Here is a 15,608-nt window from a genome sequence, read left to right as displayed (position 1 = left end):
CTTTTTGCGCAATTAGAGAGTCGCAGGAATGAAGCCGTTCACCTCCCGTTATCTGCTCCTTGCCGCATTTTCCCTGCTGCTGGGCGCCTGCCAAAGCACCCCGCCCGTCGCCCCTGAGGTTCCGGATGCGCGCGCTGCGGCCATTGCACAACTGGAACAAAACCTGGCCAGCAGCGAGCTGGCCACCGCCGAGGACCAACTGGCTGCGTTGCAGGCCCAGTCGCCCGACGACCCGGCCCTGGAGCCTTATCAACGTCAGTTGGCCGAAGCCTATTTGCAGCGCAGCCAGATCGTCCTGCAAAAAGGTGATGTCAACGCCGCCGCCACCGCCCTGAGCCGCGCCCGCGCCTTGATGCCCAAGGCGCCAGCGCTGACGGGTGGGGTCAACAGCGCCATCGCCCACGCACGCAAGGCCGAGCTGGATAAAGCCGAAGCCGCCCTCAAGGCCGCCGAAGCCAAGCCACCGGCCAAGGTGATCGACCCCACTGCCGAGAGCACCACGGTTGCGCTGAACCTCACGGATATTCAGGAGTTGCGCCATCAACTGGATGCCATCGCCACCGATGTGGTGAATTACCAGTGTGATGTGAGCATCCAGGTGCCGCGCACCGAGGATTACCCGTGGCTGAACACGCTGCTGACCAAGCGGGTGAAACGCCTCGACTCAGGCTACGACCTGAAGATCCACCGGCAGATCCTCAAGCATATTCCGGCCCAGGTTGTGCTGATTCCGCGCAAGGCGGACTGACGCCAACCCCTGTAGGAGCGAGCTTGCTCGCGAAAAACCAATAGCCACCGCAGGCTAACTGACAGCTCTGCGCTATCGTTGGCGGTCTTCGCGAGCAGGCTGGCTCCTACAAGATCAGGCCGGAACCGCCTTGGCCCGAGGCTCGCGCCCCCAAACCCGATGCTGGGCAATTGCCACAAAAAACGCCTTCAACGCCTTGGCATCCCCGCCAACAATCAACCCCGCATCCGCTTCCAGCTTCAACACGCCCAGCAACTGCTTCGCTTCACCGGCCAACGCAATCGCCTTCAAATGCTTGTACGCCTCCAGCAGGTAATGCAACGCCACGCCATCACCGCTCAACGTCTGGATCGACTTCGCCCCACCCGGCACAAACACTGCGTCGAACGCGACCGACGGCAAGCCTTCCATCGAAGCATCCACCGCCAGGCTCTTACCGTCTGCGGTGGTCACCGGCGCCGAGGTCGGCCCCAGCAATTTGGCATGGGCACCTTGCGCGGCCAGCGCCTTTTTCAGTGCAGCAATCGCGACACCATCAACACCGTTGGCCGCCAGGATCGCCACCTTGCGCGTCTTGATATCCCCCGACAGCAGGTTGGCCTGGCTCAAGGCCGGCGAGCGCTCTGGCGCAGTCTTGCGCACCGGCACGGTGCCTTTTTTCGGCGCTGGCAGGCCCAGGTTCTGCGCCACGCGCTTGGCCAGTCCCAGATCGATATTGGCCAGGATCTCATTCACCTGGCGCGCCCGGATAAACTCACGCTCGACCTTGCCCAGTTCAAAGCTGTAGGCCGCGATGATGTGCTCCTGCTCGTGCTGGCTCATGCTGTTGAAGAACAGGCGCGCCTGGGAAAAGTGATCGCCGAAAGACTCACTGCGCTGGCGAATCTTGTGCGCGTCGATGCGCTCCGGGTAGGACTCGAAACCGCCGTCTTGCGCTGCCGGCGGGGTTTCTTTCGGCCAGCCGCCATCGATCGAGTTCGGCTCGTAGGACGCACGCCCCTTGTCGATGGTGGAGCGGTGCATCGCATCACGCTGGCCGTTATGAAACGGCGCTACTGGCCTATTGATCGGCAACTCATGAAAGTTCGGGCCACCTAGACGACTGATCTGCGTATCGGTGTAGGAAAACAGCCGACCTTGCAACAGCGGGTCATTGGAGAAGTCGATACCCGGCACGATATGACCAGGGCAGAAAGCCACCTGCTCGGTCTCGGCAAAATAGTTGTCCGGGTTGCGATTGAGCACCATCTTGCCCAGCGGCATGATCGGCACCAGCTCTTCGGGGATCAGCTTGGTCGGGTCAAGAATATCGAAATCGAACTTATGCTCGTTTTCTTCAGGAATGACCTGCACCCCCAGCTCCCACTCGGGATAGTCACCGCCCTCGATGGACTCCCACAAGTCACGTCGGTGGAAGTCAGTGTCCTTGCCTGCGAGTTTTTGCGCCTCATCCCACACCAACGAGCAGGTGCCCACCGTAGGACGCCAATGAAACTTGACGAAGTTGGACTGGCCTTCGGCATTGATCAGGCGAAAGGTGTGCACGCCAAACCCCTGCATACTGCGCAGGCTTTTCGGGATCGCCCGGTCGGACATGGCCCAGATCACCATATGCGCCGATTCCGGTACCAGCGACACAAAGTCCCAGAACGTATCGTGAGCCGAACCGCCCGTGGGCATTTCGTTATGGGGCTCGGGTTTTACCGCATGGACAAAGTCCGGGAACTTGATGGCGTCCTGGATAAAGAACACCGGCATGTTGTTGCCGACCAGATCGAAGTTGCCTTCCTCTGTGTAGAACTTCACCGCAAAGCCGCGCACATCGCGCACGGTATCGCCCGAACCGCGCGGCCCTTGCACCGTGGAAAAGCGTACGAATACCGGCGTTTTATGCCCAGGGTCGCGTAGGAAACCGGCCTTGGTCAGCGCCGAATGGTTCTCGTAGGATTGAAAGTAACCATGAGCCCCCACACCGCGGGCGTGCACGATGCGCTCCGGAATACGCTCGTGGTCAAAGTGCGTGATCTTTTCACGCATGATGAAATCTTCCAGCAGCGAAGGCCCGCGAGCGCCGGCCTTCAGGCTGTTCTGGTTATCGGAGATTTTCACCCCCTGATTGGTGCGCAGCGCCTGGCCAGTGGCGTCGGAACGGAATTTTTCCAGGCTTTGCAGCTTGGCATTGGTGTTGCCACGGTCCAGGGTATCGGTGCCGGCAAGCTCGCTCTTGGCCGCCCTTGCGGGTTTCTTGGTACTCATCAGACAAAACTCCTCGTTTGCGTAGGCCAGAGCGGTCCCTGGCTCGTTTGAGCAAAACCCCAGGCACGGCACCTGGGAAATCGAGTTGCCTAAGTAGTGACTGACACGGTTTTTGACCGTTCCTTTTTTATGACCTTTGATCGCGTTATTGCCAAATCACTGGTTGAATACGAAATAAATGCTAAGAAACACTAGATGGACAGGCTAAAATGCGCGCCCGGCTAACCGCTGATCCCTTTTCAATGCGCCCCACAAGGTTCGCTACGTGATCGAGTTTCATAACGTCCATAAAACCTACCGGGTCGCCGGCAAGGATATCCCCGCACTGCACCCCACCAGCCTGCGCGTCGAGAACGGCCAGGTGTTCGGCCTGATTGGCCACTCTGGTGCGGGAAAAAGTACTCTGCTGCGCCTGATAAACCGTCTGGAAGAACCTTCGGGCGGCCAGATCAAGGTCGACGGCGAAGAAGTCACCGCCCTGGATGCCAACGGCCTGCGCCGTTTCCGGCAACAGGTCGGGATGATCTTCCAGCACTTCAACCTGCTGGCCTCCAAGACCGTCGCCGACAACGTCGCGCTGCCGCTGACCCTGGCGGGCGAGTTGTCGCGCCGCGAGATCGATGCACGCGTGGCCGAACTACTGGACCGTGTCGGCCTGGCCGACCACGCCAAGAAGTACCCGGCGCAGTTGTCCGGCGGCCAGAAGCAGCGCGTCGGCATCGCCCGCGCCCTGGCCACCAAGCCCAAGATCCTGCTGTGCGACGAGGCCACCAGCGCCCTTGACCCGCAGACCACCGCCTCGGTCCTGCAACTGCTGGCCGAGATCAACCGCGAGCTGAACCTGACGATCGTGTTGATCACCCATGAAATGGACGTGATCCGCCGTGTCTGCGACCAGGTCGCGGTGATGGATGCCGGTGTGATCGTCGAGCAAGGCCCGGTTGCCCAGGTGTTCCTGCACCCCACGCACGCGACCACCAAACGGTTCGTGCAGGAAGCCGAGCAAGTCGATGAAGGCGAGCAGCGTGATGTCTTCGCCCATGTACCTGGGCGCATCGTACGCCTGACGTTCCAGGGCGAAGCGACCTACGCGCCACTGCTGGGTACCGTAGCCCGCGAAACGGGCGTGGACTACAGCATCCTTGCCGGTCGCATCGACCACATAAAAGATACCCCTTACGGGCAACTGACCCTGGCCATCACCGGCGGTGACATGGAAGCGGCATTCGCACGCTTTACCGCAGCCGATGTGCACATGGAGGTCCTGCGTTAATGGACGTGTTACTGCATTATTTCGACAACGTCGACTGGGCTGATATCTGGGTGGCCACCAGCGACACCATGCTGATGCTCAGCACCTCGCTGTTTTTCACCGTACTGGTGGGCCTGCCGCTGGGTATCCTGCTGTTTCTGTTCAGCCCACGGCAGTTGCTGGAGCAGAAAACCACCTATGCCGCCCTGGCCTTTGTGGTCAACGCCATCCGCTCCCTGCCGTTTATCATCCTGCTGATTGTGATGATCCCGACGACGGTGTTCCTCACGGGTACTTCGCTGGGTGTCGCCGGCGCCATTCCACCGCTGGTGGTAGGCGCTTCGACGTTCTTCGCCCGGCTGGTGGAAACCGCCCTGCGCGAGGTCGATCGCGGCATCATCGAGGCGACCCAGGCCATGGGCGCGACCACCCGGCAGATCATCACCAAGGCGCTGCTGCCCGAGGCAAAGCCCGGCATCATTGCAGCAATCACCGTGACCGCCATTGCCCTGGTGGGCTACACCGCCATGGCGGGTGTGGTGGGTGCCGGTGGCCTGGGCGACCTGGCGATCCGTTATGGGTACCAGCGTTTCCAGGATGACGTGATGGTCGTCACCGTGGTGATGTTGATTGTGCTGGTACAGATTCTGCAAACCATCGGCGATAAGCTGGTGACACACTACTCACGAAAATAACGGCCATTGCCGGCCCCCGCCGGCAGATGCCCGAACAAGGAGCTTGTTGGATGAAAAAACTACTGGTTGCTTTCGCCGCGGTTGCCGCGTTTTCCGCCCATGCCGCCGAGACCCTGACGGTCGCCGCCACACCGGTGCCGCATGCCGAGATCCTTGAATTCGTGAAGCCGGCCCTGGCCGCGCAAGGCGTGGACCTGAAGGTCAAAGTGTTCACCGACTACGTGCAGCCGAACGTACAAGTGGCCGAGAAGCGCCTGGACGCCAACTTCTTCCAGCACCAGCCGTACCTGGATGAGTTCAACAAGGCCAAGGGCACTCACCTTGTGAGTGTGGCCGGCGTGCACCTGGAACCCCTGGGCGCGTACTCCAGCAAGTACAAGACCCTGGCCGAGCTGCCAAACGGCGCCAACGTGGTCATCCCCAACGACGCCACCAACGGCGGCCGCGCGCTGTTGCTGCTGGCCAGCAAGGGCCTGATCACCTTGAAGAACCCGACCGATATCCTGTCGACCATCAAGGACATCACCGGCAACGAAAAAGGCCTGAAATTCCGCGAACTGGAAGCCGCCACCCTGCCGCGCGTGCTGACCCAGGTCGACCTGGCGCTGATCAACACCAACTACGCCCTGGAAGCCAAGCTGGATCCCTCCAAGGATGCCCTGGCGATCGAAGGTAGCGACTCGCCTTACGTCAACATCCTGGTGACCCGTGAGGACAACAAGGATTCGGACGCGGTGCAAAAGCTGGTCAAAGCCCTGCACACCCCAGAAGTGAAGAAATTCATCAACGAGAAGTACAAAGGCGCGATTCTGCCGGCGTTCTGATCGAGCACTATCTCCAAAACACTGGAGATCGAATGTGGGAGCTGGCTTGCCTGCGATAGCGGTGGATCAGCGACCAAAAGGCTGGCTGACCTGACGCTATCGCAGGCAAGCCAGCTCCCACAGTTGATCTGTGTTGTCGGCTGGATTTGCTCCAGAACTAGTTGCGCTGCAACAACCCCGGCAACTGCGCCACCAGCTTCTGGTTGTTCAACGGCGCGCGGATAAACCCACGCTGGGTGCCATCCGGGCCGATCAGCGCCAGGTTGCCGCTATGGTCGACCGTATAGTTCGGCTTGCTGGTATCGGCTGGAATGAACGGAATGCTCACCGCATTCGACACCTTCTGCACATCCTCCACATTCGCGCCGGTCAGGCCTGCAAATTGCGGATCGAAGTAGCCCAGGTATTGCTTGAGCTGCGTCGGGGTATCGCGATGCGGATCAACGCTGACCAGGATCACCTGCAGCTTATCCACCACGTCCTTGGGCAGCTCGCTCTTGATCTGGCGCAGTTGGGCGAGGGTGGTCGGGCAGATGTCCGGGCAGAAGGTATAACCGAAGAACAGCACACTCCACTTTCCCTTCAACTCATTGACCAGCACTGGCTGGCCGTCCTGGTTGGTCATGGTCACGGGCGGCAGTTGGCGGCTTTGCGGCAACAGGATAATGCCTGCGTCGATCAGCGCCGTCGGGTCGCCCTGGCCCTTGCCGGACAGTACTTTGTTGACGGTCAGGCCCATGATCAACGCCACCAGGGCCACCAGGATAAAGACAGTTTTTTGAGTTCGAGTCATAGGTTCAACAATAAGTAGTGGTCTACGAGCAGGGCGATAAATAGCAGGAACAGGTACCAGATAGAGTACTTGAAGGTATTGATCGCCGCGTGCGGCCGACTGCCACGGTACAGCACCCAGGCCCATTGCAGAAAGCGCGCGCCCAGAACCAGTGCGCAACCGAGGTACAACAGCCCGCTCATATGGATCACATAGGGCATCAGGCTCACTGCCAGCAACGCGCAGGTGTAGAGCAGGATATGCACTTTGGTGTAGTGCTCACCGTGGGTCACCGGCAGCATCGGGATATCGGCCTTGGCGTATTCCTCCTTGCGATGAATGGCCAGGGCCCAGAAGTGCGGCGGGGTCCAGGCGAAGATGATCAGTACCAGCAACAGTGGCTCGGCGCTGACATGGCCGGTGACCGCCACCCACCCGAGCAAAGGCGGCGCGGCGCCAGCCAGGCCGCCGATCACGATGTTCTGCGGTGTCGCGCGCTTGAGAAAGCCGGTATAGATCACCGCGTAGCCCAGCAACGAAGCCAGCGTCAGCCAGGCCGCCAATGGGTTGGTAAACGCCAGCAGCAACGCCAGCCCGGCCACGGCCAGCGCCAGGGCAAAGGTCAGCGCGGCGGCCGGCGAAACCCGCCCCTCGGCCAGGGGCCGCTTATGGGTGCGCGCCATGACCGCGTCAATCCGTCGATCCACCACATGGTTGACCGCTGCCGCGCCACCGGCACACAGGGCAATCCCCAGGTTGCCAAAAATCAGCACCGTCCACGGCACACCGGCGCGGGTGGCGAGAAACATGCCCACCAGCGAGGTGATGAGCATCAACACCACCACCTTGGGCTTGGTCAGCTCCAAATAGTCACGCCAGATCGCCTGGCTGTGACGCTCGCCAATCAAGGTCGCCATGGCATCTCTCCTTTAAGGGTGGTCAGGCCCGAAACGTGTTTACGCGGGCTGAAGCGCCAACCGAACGGCACTTGATGGCGGACCCGGACCAGGCTGGTACGGGCGTGGTAATTGACCAAAACCAGGGTCAGCAGCAATGCAGCACCGCCGGCGTTATGGGCGACTGCCACCGGCAGCGGCAAATGAAAGTACACATTGCTCAGGCCCAGGCCGATCTGTACCGCGAGCGCCACCAGCAGCAACCCGGCAAGGCGCGTCATGCCCACCGCCTTGAGCTGCCAGGCCAGCCCCAGCAGCACCACGGTGACCGCCAGCGCGCCCATGCGATGGGTCAGGTGAATCGCCGTGCGTGCGTCGCTGTCCAGTTGCCCGCCCAGATAGTTGGGGCCGATATGCTGGGTCAGGTGAAAGCCATTGGCAAAGTCCGCCGCCGGCCACCACTCCCCATGACAGGTCGGCAAGTCGATACAGGCCACCGCCGCATAGTTGGAGCTGACCCAACCACCCAGGGCCACCTGCCCGATCACCAATACCAGGCCAGCCGTGGCCCAGTACTGCAAGCGCCTGGGTACGATCAGCGCCGGCAACACCCCGGACAAACGCAGGGTCAGCAAGAACAGCAGGCTCAACGTCGCAAACCCACCCAGCAAATGCCCGGTGACCACCTGCGGCCAGAGCTTGAGTGTCACCGTCCACATGCCAAAGGCCGCCTGGGCGAAGACCACCGCCAGCAGGAACAGCGGCAGCTTCAAGGGCTGCCCCGGATGCCGGCGATGGGTCCAGGCGCGGGTGGCCAGCAACGCGATCAGCAGCCCCAGGGTGCCCGCCGCATAGCGGTGGATCATCTCGTTCCAGCCTTTGTCGGCCTCCACCGGCGTGTCCGGGAAATGCAACTCGGCATGGGCCAACTGGGCCTCGCTTTTAGGCACGCTGATAAAGCCGTAGCAGCCCGGCCAATCCGGACAACCGAGGCCGGCATGGGTCAGGCGGGTGTAGGCGCCAAGCAGCACGACAATCAGCGCCAGCAACGTGGCAAACAACGCGAGGCGAAATCCAGGTTTGGCCATGACGATGCCCTTATCCGATATTCGACAGTTTCAGCAGGTGGCGCAGGTCGTTGAGCAAGTCCTTGCCCTTGACCCGTGCGTCATAGCGCAGCACCAGGTTGCCGTGGGGGTCGACGATCCACAGCTGGGCATCGCCGGGCGCGGCAGCGTTTTGCTTGAAGGTCGGCAGGTCCAGGGGGAAACGCTGTAATTGCGGGTATTCGGCTTTCAGCTTGGCCTCGTATTCGGTGCTGACGGGCTGCGCGCTGGCCAAGGCATGACTGGCGCGGGACGCATCACGGCCCAGGCCGATCTGCAGTTGGCGCGCGAGGTAGACCAATTGCTGGCAATCGGCAGTGCAGGCCGCAGGCGCCGTCACCAACAGCTGCCAGCGGTCCTCGTCAGCCTGCACACCGATATCGGCACGGGTCTGGCCATTGCCGATCATCTCGCCGTGATCACTGCGATTGTCCGGCACCCAGAACTGCCACTTGTACATCAGGGTCGCCAGCACCATCGGGCCGATCACCATCATCAGGATCAGGATCAATTGCCAGCGCCCCTTGCGCCGGTTGGGCGCTGCTGGCGTATCAGACATGTTGAGTGGATTCATGGCCGCTCCCATGGTGCTTCTCCCTTGCGTTGTGCCATCCGAGGTAGAGGTAAAGACCCAGCAGCGCCAGCGCCATGGCGAACCACTGCACGGCATACCCCACGTGTTTTTCCGGCCCCATGGCCACTACCGGCCACTGGGTTTCATAGGTCGCGGGGCCGGCTTCGGCCCGCAGTTCAAAGGCAAACCCGCTACGGTCCAACTCAGCCCAAAGCGCCTGTGGATGCAGCGCCGTCAACAAGCGCGGCCATTGCGCGGCTGCCGGGTCGGCATGCAACTGGAACGTCTCGCCTGGCGCGACATACACCCAGGCGTTGATGTTCAAAGGCTGGTCGGGCGTGGTGAAGGCCGGCGGCGTGCGTCGATCCGGCCACGCCAGCCAGCCTCGATTGAGCAACAGCCACTGGCCGCTGGCCTGGTCATGAAAGGGTTGCAGCAACTCGACGCCGGCCTTGCCGTCACGCATGCGGTTATCCAGTAATACGCTGTGCCTGGCGTCGAGCTGCCCGCGCAACTGCACCCGGCGAAAGGCCGGATCAGCCACCGCATCCAACTGTTCAACACTGATAGGCGGTGCCGCCCGGCGCTCGGCGTAACTCTGGAGCAGCGCCTGTTTTTCCTGGCCACGGGACAGTTGCCAGAAACCGAGAAACACCATCAACGGCAGCAGCACGAGCACCACCAGCGTCGGCGCAATCCCGGGGCGAAAGCGTTTCATGGCGTTGCCGCGAAGATCGATGCAGCGCTGGCTATACTGAATCTCATTGCCCGCCCCTCAAAAAAAGAGCCCTGGAGCCTGACCATGCTCAAAGCCGCTATTGCCCTGATGCTGATCGCTACCGTTGTGAGCCTGTTCAGTGGCTTGTTCTTTCTGGTCAAGGACGAAGGCCACTCCAATCGTCTTGTCACTGCCTTGACCGTGCGCGTGGTGCTGGCCGTGATTACCCTGGTGCTGATCACCTTGGGGTTCTTCAGCGGCCAGCTGGTGTCCCACGCGCCCTGGTAAACCCGCTACAGCACGTAGACAAAGAAAAACAAACCGATCCACACCACATCCACAAAGTGCCAATACCAACTGGCCGCCTCAAAGCCGAACTGGTGCTCGGCATTGAAATGCCCCTTGAGGATGCGCATCAGCATCACGAACAAAATAATCGTGCCGATGGTTACGTGGGCACCGTGGAACCCGGTCAACATGAAGAAGGTCGCGCCATACACCCCGGAGCCAAGGGTCAGGCCGAGCTCTTTATAGGCGTGGATATATTCCTCGGCCTGGAACCCGAGGAACGCCACCCCCAGCAACACGGTGAGCGCCAACCAGATTTTCAGCGCGCCGCGATGGCCCTTGCGCAAGGCGTGGTGGGCGATGGTGATGGTCACGCTGGAGCTCACCAGCAAGATGGTGTTGACCAGCGGCAAGCCCCACGGGCTGATGGTGCCTTCAGGCGCCGGGAACAGCTTGGGGTCCGGGTTGTTGAGCAACGGCCAGGCGAACTCGAAATTCGGCCACAGCATGTGCGCAATGCCCTTGGAGCCTTCACCGGCCAACCACGGCGCCGACAGATGCCGCACATAGAACAGCGCGCCGAAGAACGCGATAAAAAACATCACCTCGGAAAAGATGAACCAGGTCATGCCCCAGCGGAACGAGCGGTCCATCTGCGCGCTGTAGAGGCCGGCGCGGCTTTCCTTGATCACTGCGCCAAACCAGCCAAACATCATGTAGGCCAGCAGCAGGCTGCCGACGAAAAAGATCAGCGGCCCGTGGGATTCCGGGCGCGCAGCCTTGAGGTCGTTGAACCACAATCCCAGGCCATACACGGTGATCAGCAGCCCAAACGTGGCAATTATTGGCCACTTGCTTTGCGCTGGTACGTAGTACGTATCATGAGTCGACATGTATCCGTTCTCCTAATCGAGCCCGCAGGCACGCCTAGCCGCCGGTATGGACAGCCACGGGCGGTTGGCGCGCAGTGATATCGAACAGCGTGTACGCCAGGGTCAAATGCTTCACATCCTTGGGCATGTCGCGATCGACAATGAAGCGCACCGGCATCTCGATGCGCTCCCCCGGCTGCAGCACTTGCTGGGTGAAGCAAAAACACTCGGTCTTGTGGAAGTACATCGCCGCTTCGGCCGGGGAAATACTCGGGATCGCCTGGGCCGTCATCGGCTTGTTGCTGGGGTTGAAGGCCACGAACACCATCTCGTTGACCGCGCCAGGGTTGACCACGATTTCGTCGGCCTTGGAGTGGAATTCCCAGACCATATCGATGGCATTGGTCGACAGGAACTGCACCCGCACCTGGCGCGACGGATCGACCACTTGCGAGCCTTCGTACTGCCCGGCGGTCTTGCCATTGATACCGAACGCCTTGCACATCACGTCGTAGATCGGCACCAGGGCAAAGCCAAAGGCGAACATCGCCAGCACCAGAATCAGCAGGCGCGTGACCAGGCGGTTGAGGGGCACGGAATCAGCCATGGCGCCCACCCCCGCGTGACGGTTCTGTAGGAGCGAGCTTGCTCGCGAAAAACCAGAGCGCGCCGCGTTTATCCAGGCAACCCGCGTTATCGTTCACGCCCTTCGCGAGCAAGCTCGCTCCTACAGGTGGGCGGCCGCTGTTCATTTGACCTCCGGCGGCGTGGTGAAGGTGTGGTACGGCGCCGGCGAAGGAATGCTCCACTCCAGCCCTTCGGCACCATCCCACGGCTTGGCCGGCGCCGGCTTGCCGCCACGGATGCACTTGATCACGATAAACAGGAAGAAAATCTGCGTGGCGCCAAACATGAAGGCGCCAATCGACGACACCATATTGAAGTCGGCGAACTGCAGGTTGTAGTCCGGCACCCGGCGCGGCATGCCGGCCAGCCCGACGAAATGCATCGGGAAGAACGCCATGTTCATCCCCACGAACGACAGCCAGAAATGCAGCTTGCCCAGGGTTTCGTCGTACATGTGGCCGGTCCATTTCGGCAGCCAGTAGTAGGCCGAGGCGAAGATCCCGAAGATCGCCCCAGGTACCAGTACGTAATGGAAGTGCGCCACCACAAAGTAGGTGTCGTGATACTGGAAATCCGCCGGGGCGATGGCCAGCATCAGCCCGGAAAAGCCGCCGATGGTGAACAGGATCACGAAGGCCACGGCAAACAGCATCGGCGTCTCGAAGGTCAGCGAGCCTTGCCACATGGTGCTGACCCAGTTGAACACCTTGACCCCGGTGGGCACGGCGATCAGCAACGTGGCGTACATGAAGAACAACTCGCCCACCAGCGGAATGCCCACCACGAACATATGGTGCGCCCACACGATAAACGACAGGAACGCGATGCTTGCCGTGGCGTAGACCATCGAGGTGTAGCCAAACAGCGGCTTGCGCGAGAAGGTCGGGATGATCGAACTGACAGCACCGAAGGCCGGCAGGATCATGATGTACACCTCGGGGTGGCCGAAGAACCAGAACACATGCTGGAACAATACCGGGTCACCACCACCGGCGGCGCTGAAGAAGCTGGTGCCGAAGTGGATATCCATCAGCATCATGGTCACGCAACCGGCCAGTACCGGCATCACCGCGATCAGCAAGAACGCGGTGATCAGCCAGGTCCAGACAAACAGCGGCATCTTCATCAAGGTCATGCCGGGCGCACGCAGGTTGAGGATGGTGGCGACCACGTTGATCGCGCCCATGATCGAGCTGATCCCCATCAGGTGGATGGCGAAGATAAAGAACGTCACGCTTTCCGGGGCATAGGTGGTGGAGAGCGGGGCGTAGAAGGTCCAGCCGAAATTCGGCCCGCCGCCCGGGGAAAACAGGGTCGAGACCAGCAGCAGGAACGCCGCCGGCAGCAGCCAGAAACTGAAGTTGTTCATACGTGGCAAGGCCATGTCCGGCGCGCCGATCATCAGCGGGATCATCCAGTTGGCCAGGCCGACAAACGCCGGCATCACCGCGCCAAACACCATGATCAAGCCGTGCATGGTGGTCATCTGGTTGAAGAATGCCGGCTCGACGATCTGCAAACCTGGCTGGAACAACTCGGCCCGGATCACCATGGCGAACGAACCGCCGAGCAGGAACATGGCGAAGCTGAACCACAGGTACATGGTCCCGATATCTTTGTGGTTGGTGGTCAGCACCCAGCGCATCAAGCCCTTGGCGGGGCCGTGGGCGTGGTCAGCGGCATGACCGTGGTCGTCGATCACAGTGCTCATGGCCGTTCTCCTGCAAGCGGATGGGCGGGGCGGTTCAGGGCATACGCAATGAAGAGGTTCATTTGCTTTCCGCCTGTTTGATGGCCAGCACGTCTTTAGGCGTGACCATGTCGCCTTTGTTGTTGCCCCAGGCGTTGCGCTCGTAGGTCACGACCGCCGCAATATCGACTTCCGACAGCTGCTTGCCGAACGCCGCCATCGCGGTACCGGGCTTGCCGTGGTAGACGATGCTCAGATGATCTACCGCAGGTCCGGTGGCGATTTTCGAGCCCTTGAGCGCCGGGAACATCGGCGGCAGGCCCTGGCCTTCGGCCTGGTGACAGGCCACGCAGGTGGTGTGGTAGACCTTGTCGCCACGCGCCACCAGCTCTTCAAGTGTCCACTCCTTGGAGGTCAGCTCCTTGAGCTTGGCAGCCTCGACCTTGCGCTCGCCGAGCCAGGCTTCGTAGTCGGCCTTGGACTTGACCTCGACCACGATGGGCATGAACCCGTGGTCCTTGCCGCACAGCTCTGCGCACTGGCCACGGTAGATGCCGGGCTTCTCGACCCGGGTCCAGGCCTCGTTGACGAAGCCGGGGATGGCATCGCGCTTGACCGCAAACGCTGGCACCCACCAGGAATGGATCACGTCGGCCGCGGTCACCAAAAAGCGCACCTTGGCGCCCACCGGCAGCACCAGCGGCTGGTCGACTTCCAGCAGGTAGTGTTCGCCCTTGGTGGCCTTGTTCTGGATCTGCTCGGCGGGGGTGGCCAGGTTGCTGAAGAACTCGACGTCCTGGCCCAGGTATTTGTAGTGCCACTTCCACTGGTAGCCGGTGACTTGGATATCGATATCCGACTCACTGCTGTCGTAGATGTTGATCAGGGTCTTGGTCGCCGGAATGGCCATGGCGACGAGGATCAGCAGGGGCACGACGGTCCAGAGAATCTCGACCGTGGTACTTTCGTGGAACTTGGCCGCCACCTGGCCCGTAGAGCGTCGATGCACAATCATCGACCAGAACATGGCGCCAAACACGATGATGCCGATCACCACACAGATCCAGAAAATGGTCATGTGCAGGTCGAACACGGCGTGACTGACTTCAGTGGCCCCTGGTGCCATATTCACCGTCCAGGCGGCCTGCGCCTGGCTGAATACTGACCACAAGAGTAAGCCCATCCAAACATGTGGATGTCGCGTCATTGCGGGTTCCCCTTATCGTTCTTGTTATCCCGCCGGTTTGCACCTGCGGCCAAGGGGGCGGCTTCCAAACTGCTTACATCCGCCAAGCCTTGCCTGCCTAATGCAGTCGGGCGTCATCAGCTAATTACGTACAAACCCGAGTATAGACAGCGACTGCGACCCCGCAATGTGTGGGGGCAAATCAGTAAAAAGAGACGAACGGCGCTAGCCGGCCAGCATATTCAGGGCCTATCCGACGAACGATGGCATTTCGATATAACAGCGGCGCATAACCATGAAATAATTATGACAAATGCGTCTTAGGGGCTCGTATAAACGAGCTACCTTATGCAGTCCCCTTTCCTACGCCCGTATTCCTGGAGCTTTCATGAACACCGCCGCATTGCGCGAGCAGATTTCCCGTGCCCATCAACATGAAGCGTCCACCGGCCAATTGGCTAAACAACTGGACGCTCAGTTACCCCACCTGCACTCGGCCATTTCCCTGGCCGAGGGTGATCGTAATGCCGTGATGACGCGTTTCGTCACCGCCTACATCGATCAGGTCCCGGACCTGCTGGATGCCGCCAACGACGTGGCCCGGGAAGCCGGGATTGAAAGCCAGATCAAGCCGGTGCTGAAAATCGCCGAGCATTTCTTTCTCCAGCCGCCCGCCATCCTGGCGGCTCATGAAGGCCTGAACGGCCTGCTGGACGAAGCCTACCTGGCCCACCGGCTGGTAGAAGAAGTAAACGATCTGTATATCAAGCATTTCGGCCAGCCGTTGATTCCTGCGGACACCACCGTGGCCAACGTGATTGCCCACCAACTGATCGGTGAAGATTTCGCCAATCAGCTGGACGAGGCCGTGCACCTGGCGGTGGATGAAATGCTCAATGAAGAGAGCTTCGCCCTGGAGTCCGTCGAAGCCTATCGCGAGCAACTCAAAAGCCCGGCAACGGAAGCCGCGTGGAAGCGCTGGCCGTGCCTGTCGCGCCAGTTGGGTGTGGAGTTGGAGCTGGATCAGCCGGCCTGAGTTTTCCTGCCTGACATAGAACAAATGGACTGCCCCCGAAAAGTTGGACAGTTTCAGCTAGCAGCCTC

At 60.8% G+C, this 15,608-nt stretch carries 16 protein-coding genes; 6 read left to right on the top strand and 10 right to left on the bottom strand.

Annotated elements, in window-relative coordinates; translation table 11 throughout:
• The first annotated feature begins 28 nt into the window (after positions 1 to 28).
• On the top strand, positions 29 to 748 hold the full coding sequence (locus H097_RS22880; RefSeq protein WP_032862643.1) for a PA5502 family lipoprotein: 720 nt from the start codon (positions 29 to 31) through the stop codon (positions 746 to 748).
• 114 nt (positions 749 to 862) lie between these two features.
• On the opposite strand, the gene katE is transcribed toward H097_RS22880, so the two are convergent.
• A complete protein-coding gene (gene katE / locus H097_RS22875; RefSeq protein ID WP_223232748.1) occupies positions 863 to 3,076 on the bottom strand; it encodes a catalase HPII in 2,214 nt (737 codons plus the stop codon).
• A 193-nt stretch (positions 3,077 to 3,269) separates the two neighbouring features.
• Between katE and H097_RS22870 the strand changes: the two genes are divergently transcribed.
• From H097_RS22870 to H097_RS22860, 3 genes are read left to right on the top strand one after another with little or no spacing between them, the layout of a single operon-like run.
• Entirely contained in the window at positions 3,270 to 4,277 is a 1,008-nt protein-coding gene (locus H097_RS22870; RefSeq protein WP_032862641.1) for a methionine ABC transporter ATP-binding protein, read from the top strand.
• On the top strand, positions 4,277 to 4,951 hold the full coding sequence (locus H097_RS22865; protein ID WP_029290333.1) for a methionine ABC transporter permease: 675 nt from the start codon (positions 4,277 to 4,279) through the stop codon (positions 4,949 to 4,951). Before H097_RS22870 ends, H097_RS22865 begins: the two co-directional genes overlap by 1 nt.
• 50 nt (positions 4,952 to 5,001) lie before the next feature.
• Entirely contained in the window at positions 5,002 to 5,775 is a 774-nt protein-coding gene (locus tag H097_RS22860; RefSeq protein ID WP_032862640.1) for a MetQ/NlpA family ABC transporter substrate-binding protein, read from the top strand.
• Between the two features lie 157 nt (positions 5,776 to 5,932).
• Here the strand turns inward: H097_RS22860 and H097_RS22855 are convergent, their stop codons facing one another.
• Genes H097_RS22855 through H097_RS22835 form a run of 5 tightly spaced genes read right to left on the bottom strand, consistent with a single transcriptional unit; the run spans position 5,933 to position 9,841 of the window.
• The gene (locus H097_RS22855) at positions 5,933 to 6,568 is read right to left on the bottom strand and encodes an SCO family protein (RefSeq protein ID WP_032862639.1); all 636 of its coding nucleotides are present in this window, start codon (positions 6,566 to 6,568) and stop codon (positions 5,933 to 5,935) included.
• Entirely contained in the window at positions 6,565 to 7,464 is a 900-nt protein-coding gene (cyoE, locus tag H097_RS22850; RefSeq protein WP_032862638.1) for a heme o synthase, read from the bottom strand. Before cyoE ends, H097_RS22855 begins: the two co-directional genes overlap by 4 nt.
• Entirely contained in the window at positions 7,452 to 8,531 is a 1,080-nt protein-coding gene (locus H097_RS22845; RefSeq protein WP_032862637.1) for a COX15/CtaA family protein, read from the bottom strand. Before H097_RS22845 ends, cyoE begins: the two co-directional genes overlap by 13 nt.
• Positions 8,532 to 8,541: 10 nt before the next feature.
• Complete coding sequence (locus H097_RS22840; protein ID WP_032862683.1) at positions 8,542 to 9,135, bottom strand: hypothetical protein; 594 nt, start codon at positions 9,133 to 9,135, stop codon at positions 8,542 to 8,544.
• The gene (locus tag H097_RS22835) at positions 9,101 to 9,841 is read right to left on the bottom strand and encodes an SURF1 family protein (protein WP_032862636.1); all 741 of its coding nucleotides are present in this window, start codon (positions 9,839 to 9,841) and stop codon (positions 9,101 to 9,103) included. The genes H097_RS22840 and H097_RS22835 overlap by 35 nt, the downstream gene beginning before the upstream one ends.
• Before the next feature lie 84 nt (positions 9,842 to 9,925).
• Here H097_RS22835 and H097_RS22830 point away from each other — a divergent pair, with 84 nt between their 5' ends.
• Complete coding sequence (locus H097_RS22830; protein WP_032862635.1) at positions 9,926 to 10,129, top strand: twin transmembrane helix small protein; 204 nt, start codon at positions 9,926 to 9,928, stop codon at positions 10,127 to 10,129.
• A gap of 5 nt (positions 10,130 to 10,134) precedes the next feature.
• Here the strand turns inward: H097_RS22830 and H097_RS22825 are convergent, their stop codons facing one another.
• The 4 genes from H097_RS22825 to coxB form a co-directional block, all read right to left on the bottom strand.
• Positions 10,135 to 11,022: a cytochrome c oxidase subunit 3 gene (locus H097_RS22825; protein WP_032862634.1), complete on the bottom strand. Its 888-nt coding sequence runs from the start codon at positions 11,020 to 11,022 to the stop codon at positions 10,135 to 10,137.
• A 34-nt stretch (positions 11,023 to 11,056) separates the two neighbouring features.
• Positions 11,057 to 11,608, bottom strand: coding sequence for a cytochrome c oxidase assembly protein (locus tag H097_RS22820; protein WP_032862633.1), 552 nt, complete (start codon positions 11,606 to 11,608; stop codon positions 11,057 to 11,059).
• A gap of 141 nt (positions 11,609 to 11,749) precedes the next feature.
• On the bottom strand, positions 11,750 to 13,339 hold the full coding sequence (gene ctaD, locus H097_RS22815) for a cytochrome c oxidase subunit I (RefSeq protein ID WP_029290313.1): 1,590 nt from the start codon (positions 13,337 to 13,339) through the stop codon (positions 11,750 to 11,752).
• Between the two features lie 58 nt (positions 13,340 to 13,397).
• Complete coding sequence (gene coxB / locus H097_RS22810) at positions 13,398 to 14,525, bottom strand: cytochrome c oxidase subunit II (protein WP_032862632.1); 1,128 nt, start codon at positions 14,523 to 14,525, stop codon at positions 13,398 to 13,400.
• A gap of 367 nt (positions 14,526 to 14,892) precedes the next feature.
• Here coxB and H097_RS22805 point away from each other — a divergent pair, with 367 nt between their 5' ends.
• Positions 14,893 to 15,540 (top strand): hypothetical protein, encoded by a 648-nt coding sequence (locus tag H097_RS22805; protein WP_032862631.1) that lies wholly within the window; start codon positions 14,893 to 14,895, stop codon positions 15,538 to 15,540.
• Positions 15,541 to 15,608: the final 68 nt, after the last annotated feature.

The organism is Pseudomonas sp. FH4, assembly GCF_000510915.2.
GTDB lineage: Bacteria > Pseudomonadota > Gammaproteobacteria > Pseudomonadales > Pseudomonadaceae > Aquipseudomonas > Aquipseudomonas brenneri.
Note: the sequence above shows the minus strand (reverse complement) of the source record. Positions and strands in the feature narration are given on the sequence as shown.

What these genes read in the sequence shown, in the direction of transcription:
- H097_RS22880 (WP_032862643.1), top strand. Translation starts at nt 29, where the DNA reads ATGAAGCCGTTCACCTCCCGTTATCTGCTCCTTGCCGCATTTTCCCTG.
- H097_RS22865 (WP_029290333.1), top strand. Translation starts at nt 4,277, where the DNA reads ATGGACGTGTTACTGCATTATTTCGACAACGTCGACTGGGCTGATATC.
- H097_RS22860 (WP_032862640.1), top strand. Translation starts at nt 5,002, where the DNA reads ATGAAAAAACTACTGGTTGCTTTCGCCGCGGTTGCCGCGTTTTCCGCC.
- H097_RS22855 (WP_032862639.1), bottom strand. Translation starts at nt 6,568, where the DNA reads ATGACTCGAACTCAAAAAACTGTCTTTATCCTGGTGGCCCTGGTGGCG.
- cyoE (WP_032862638.1), bottom strand. Translation starts at nt 7,464, where the DNA reads ATGGCGACCTTGATTGGCGAGCGTCACAGCCAGGCGATCTGGCGTGAC.
- H097_RS22845 (WP_032862637.1), bottom strand. Translation starts at nt 8,531, where the DNA reads ATGGCCAAACCTGGATTTCGCCTCGCGTTGTTTGCCACGTTGCTGGCG.
- H097_RS22840 (WP_032862683.1), bottom strand. Translation starts at nt 9,135, where the DNA reads ATGGGAGCGGCCATGAATCCACTCAACATGTCTGATACGCCAGCAGCG.
- H097_RS22835 (WP_032862636.1), bottom strand. Translation starts at nt 9,841, where the DNA reads ATGAAACGCTTTCGCCCCGGGATTGCGCCGACGCTGGTGGTGCTCGTG.
- H097_RS22830 (WP_032862635.1), top strand. Translation starts at nt 9,926, where the DNA reads ATGCTCAAAGCCGCTATTGCCCTGATGCTGATCGCTACCGTTGTGAGC.
- H097_RS22825 (WP_032862634.1), bottom strand. Translation starts at nt 11,022, where the DNA reads ATGTCGACTCATGATACGTACTACGTACCAGCGCAAAGCAAGTGGCCA.
- H097_RS22820 (WP_032862633.1), bottom strand. Translation starts at nt 11,608, where the DNA reads ATGGCTGATTCCGTGCCCCTCAACCGCCTGGTCACGCGCCTGCTGATT.
- ctaD (WP_029290313.1), bottom strand. Translation starts at nt 13,339, where the DNA reads ATGAGCACTGTGATCGACGACCACGGTCATGCCGCTGACCACGCCCAC.
- coxB (WP_032862632.1), bottom strand. Translation starts at nt 14,525, where the DNA reads ATGACGCGACATCCACATGTTTGGATGGGCTTACTCTTGTGGTCAGTA.
- H097_RS22805 (WP_032862631.1), top strand. Translation starts at nt 14,893, where the DNA reads ATGAACACCGCCGCATTGCGCGAGCAGATTTCCCGTGCCCATCAACAT.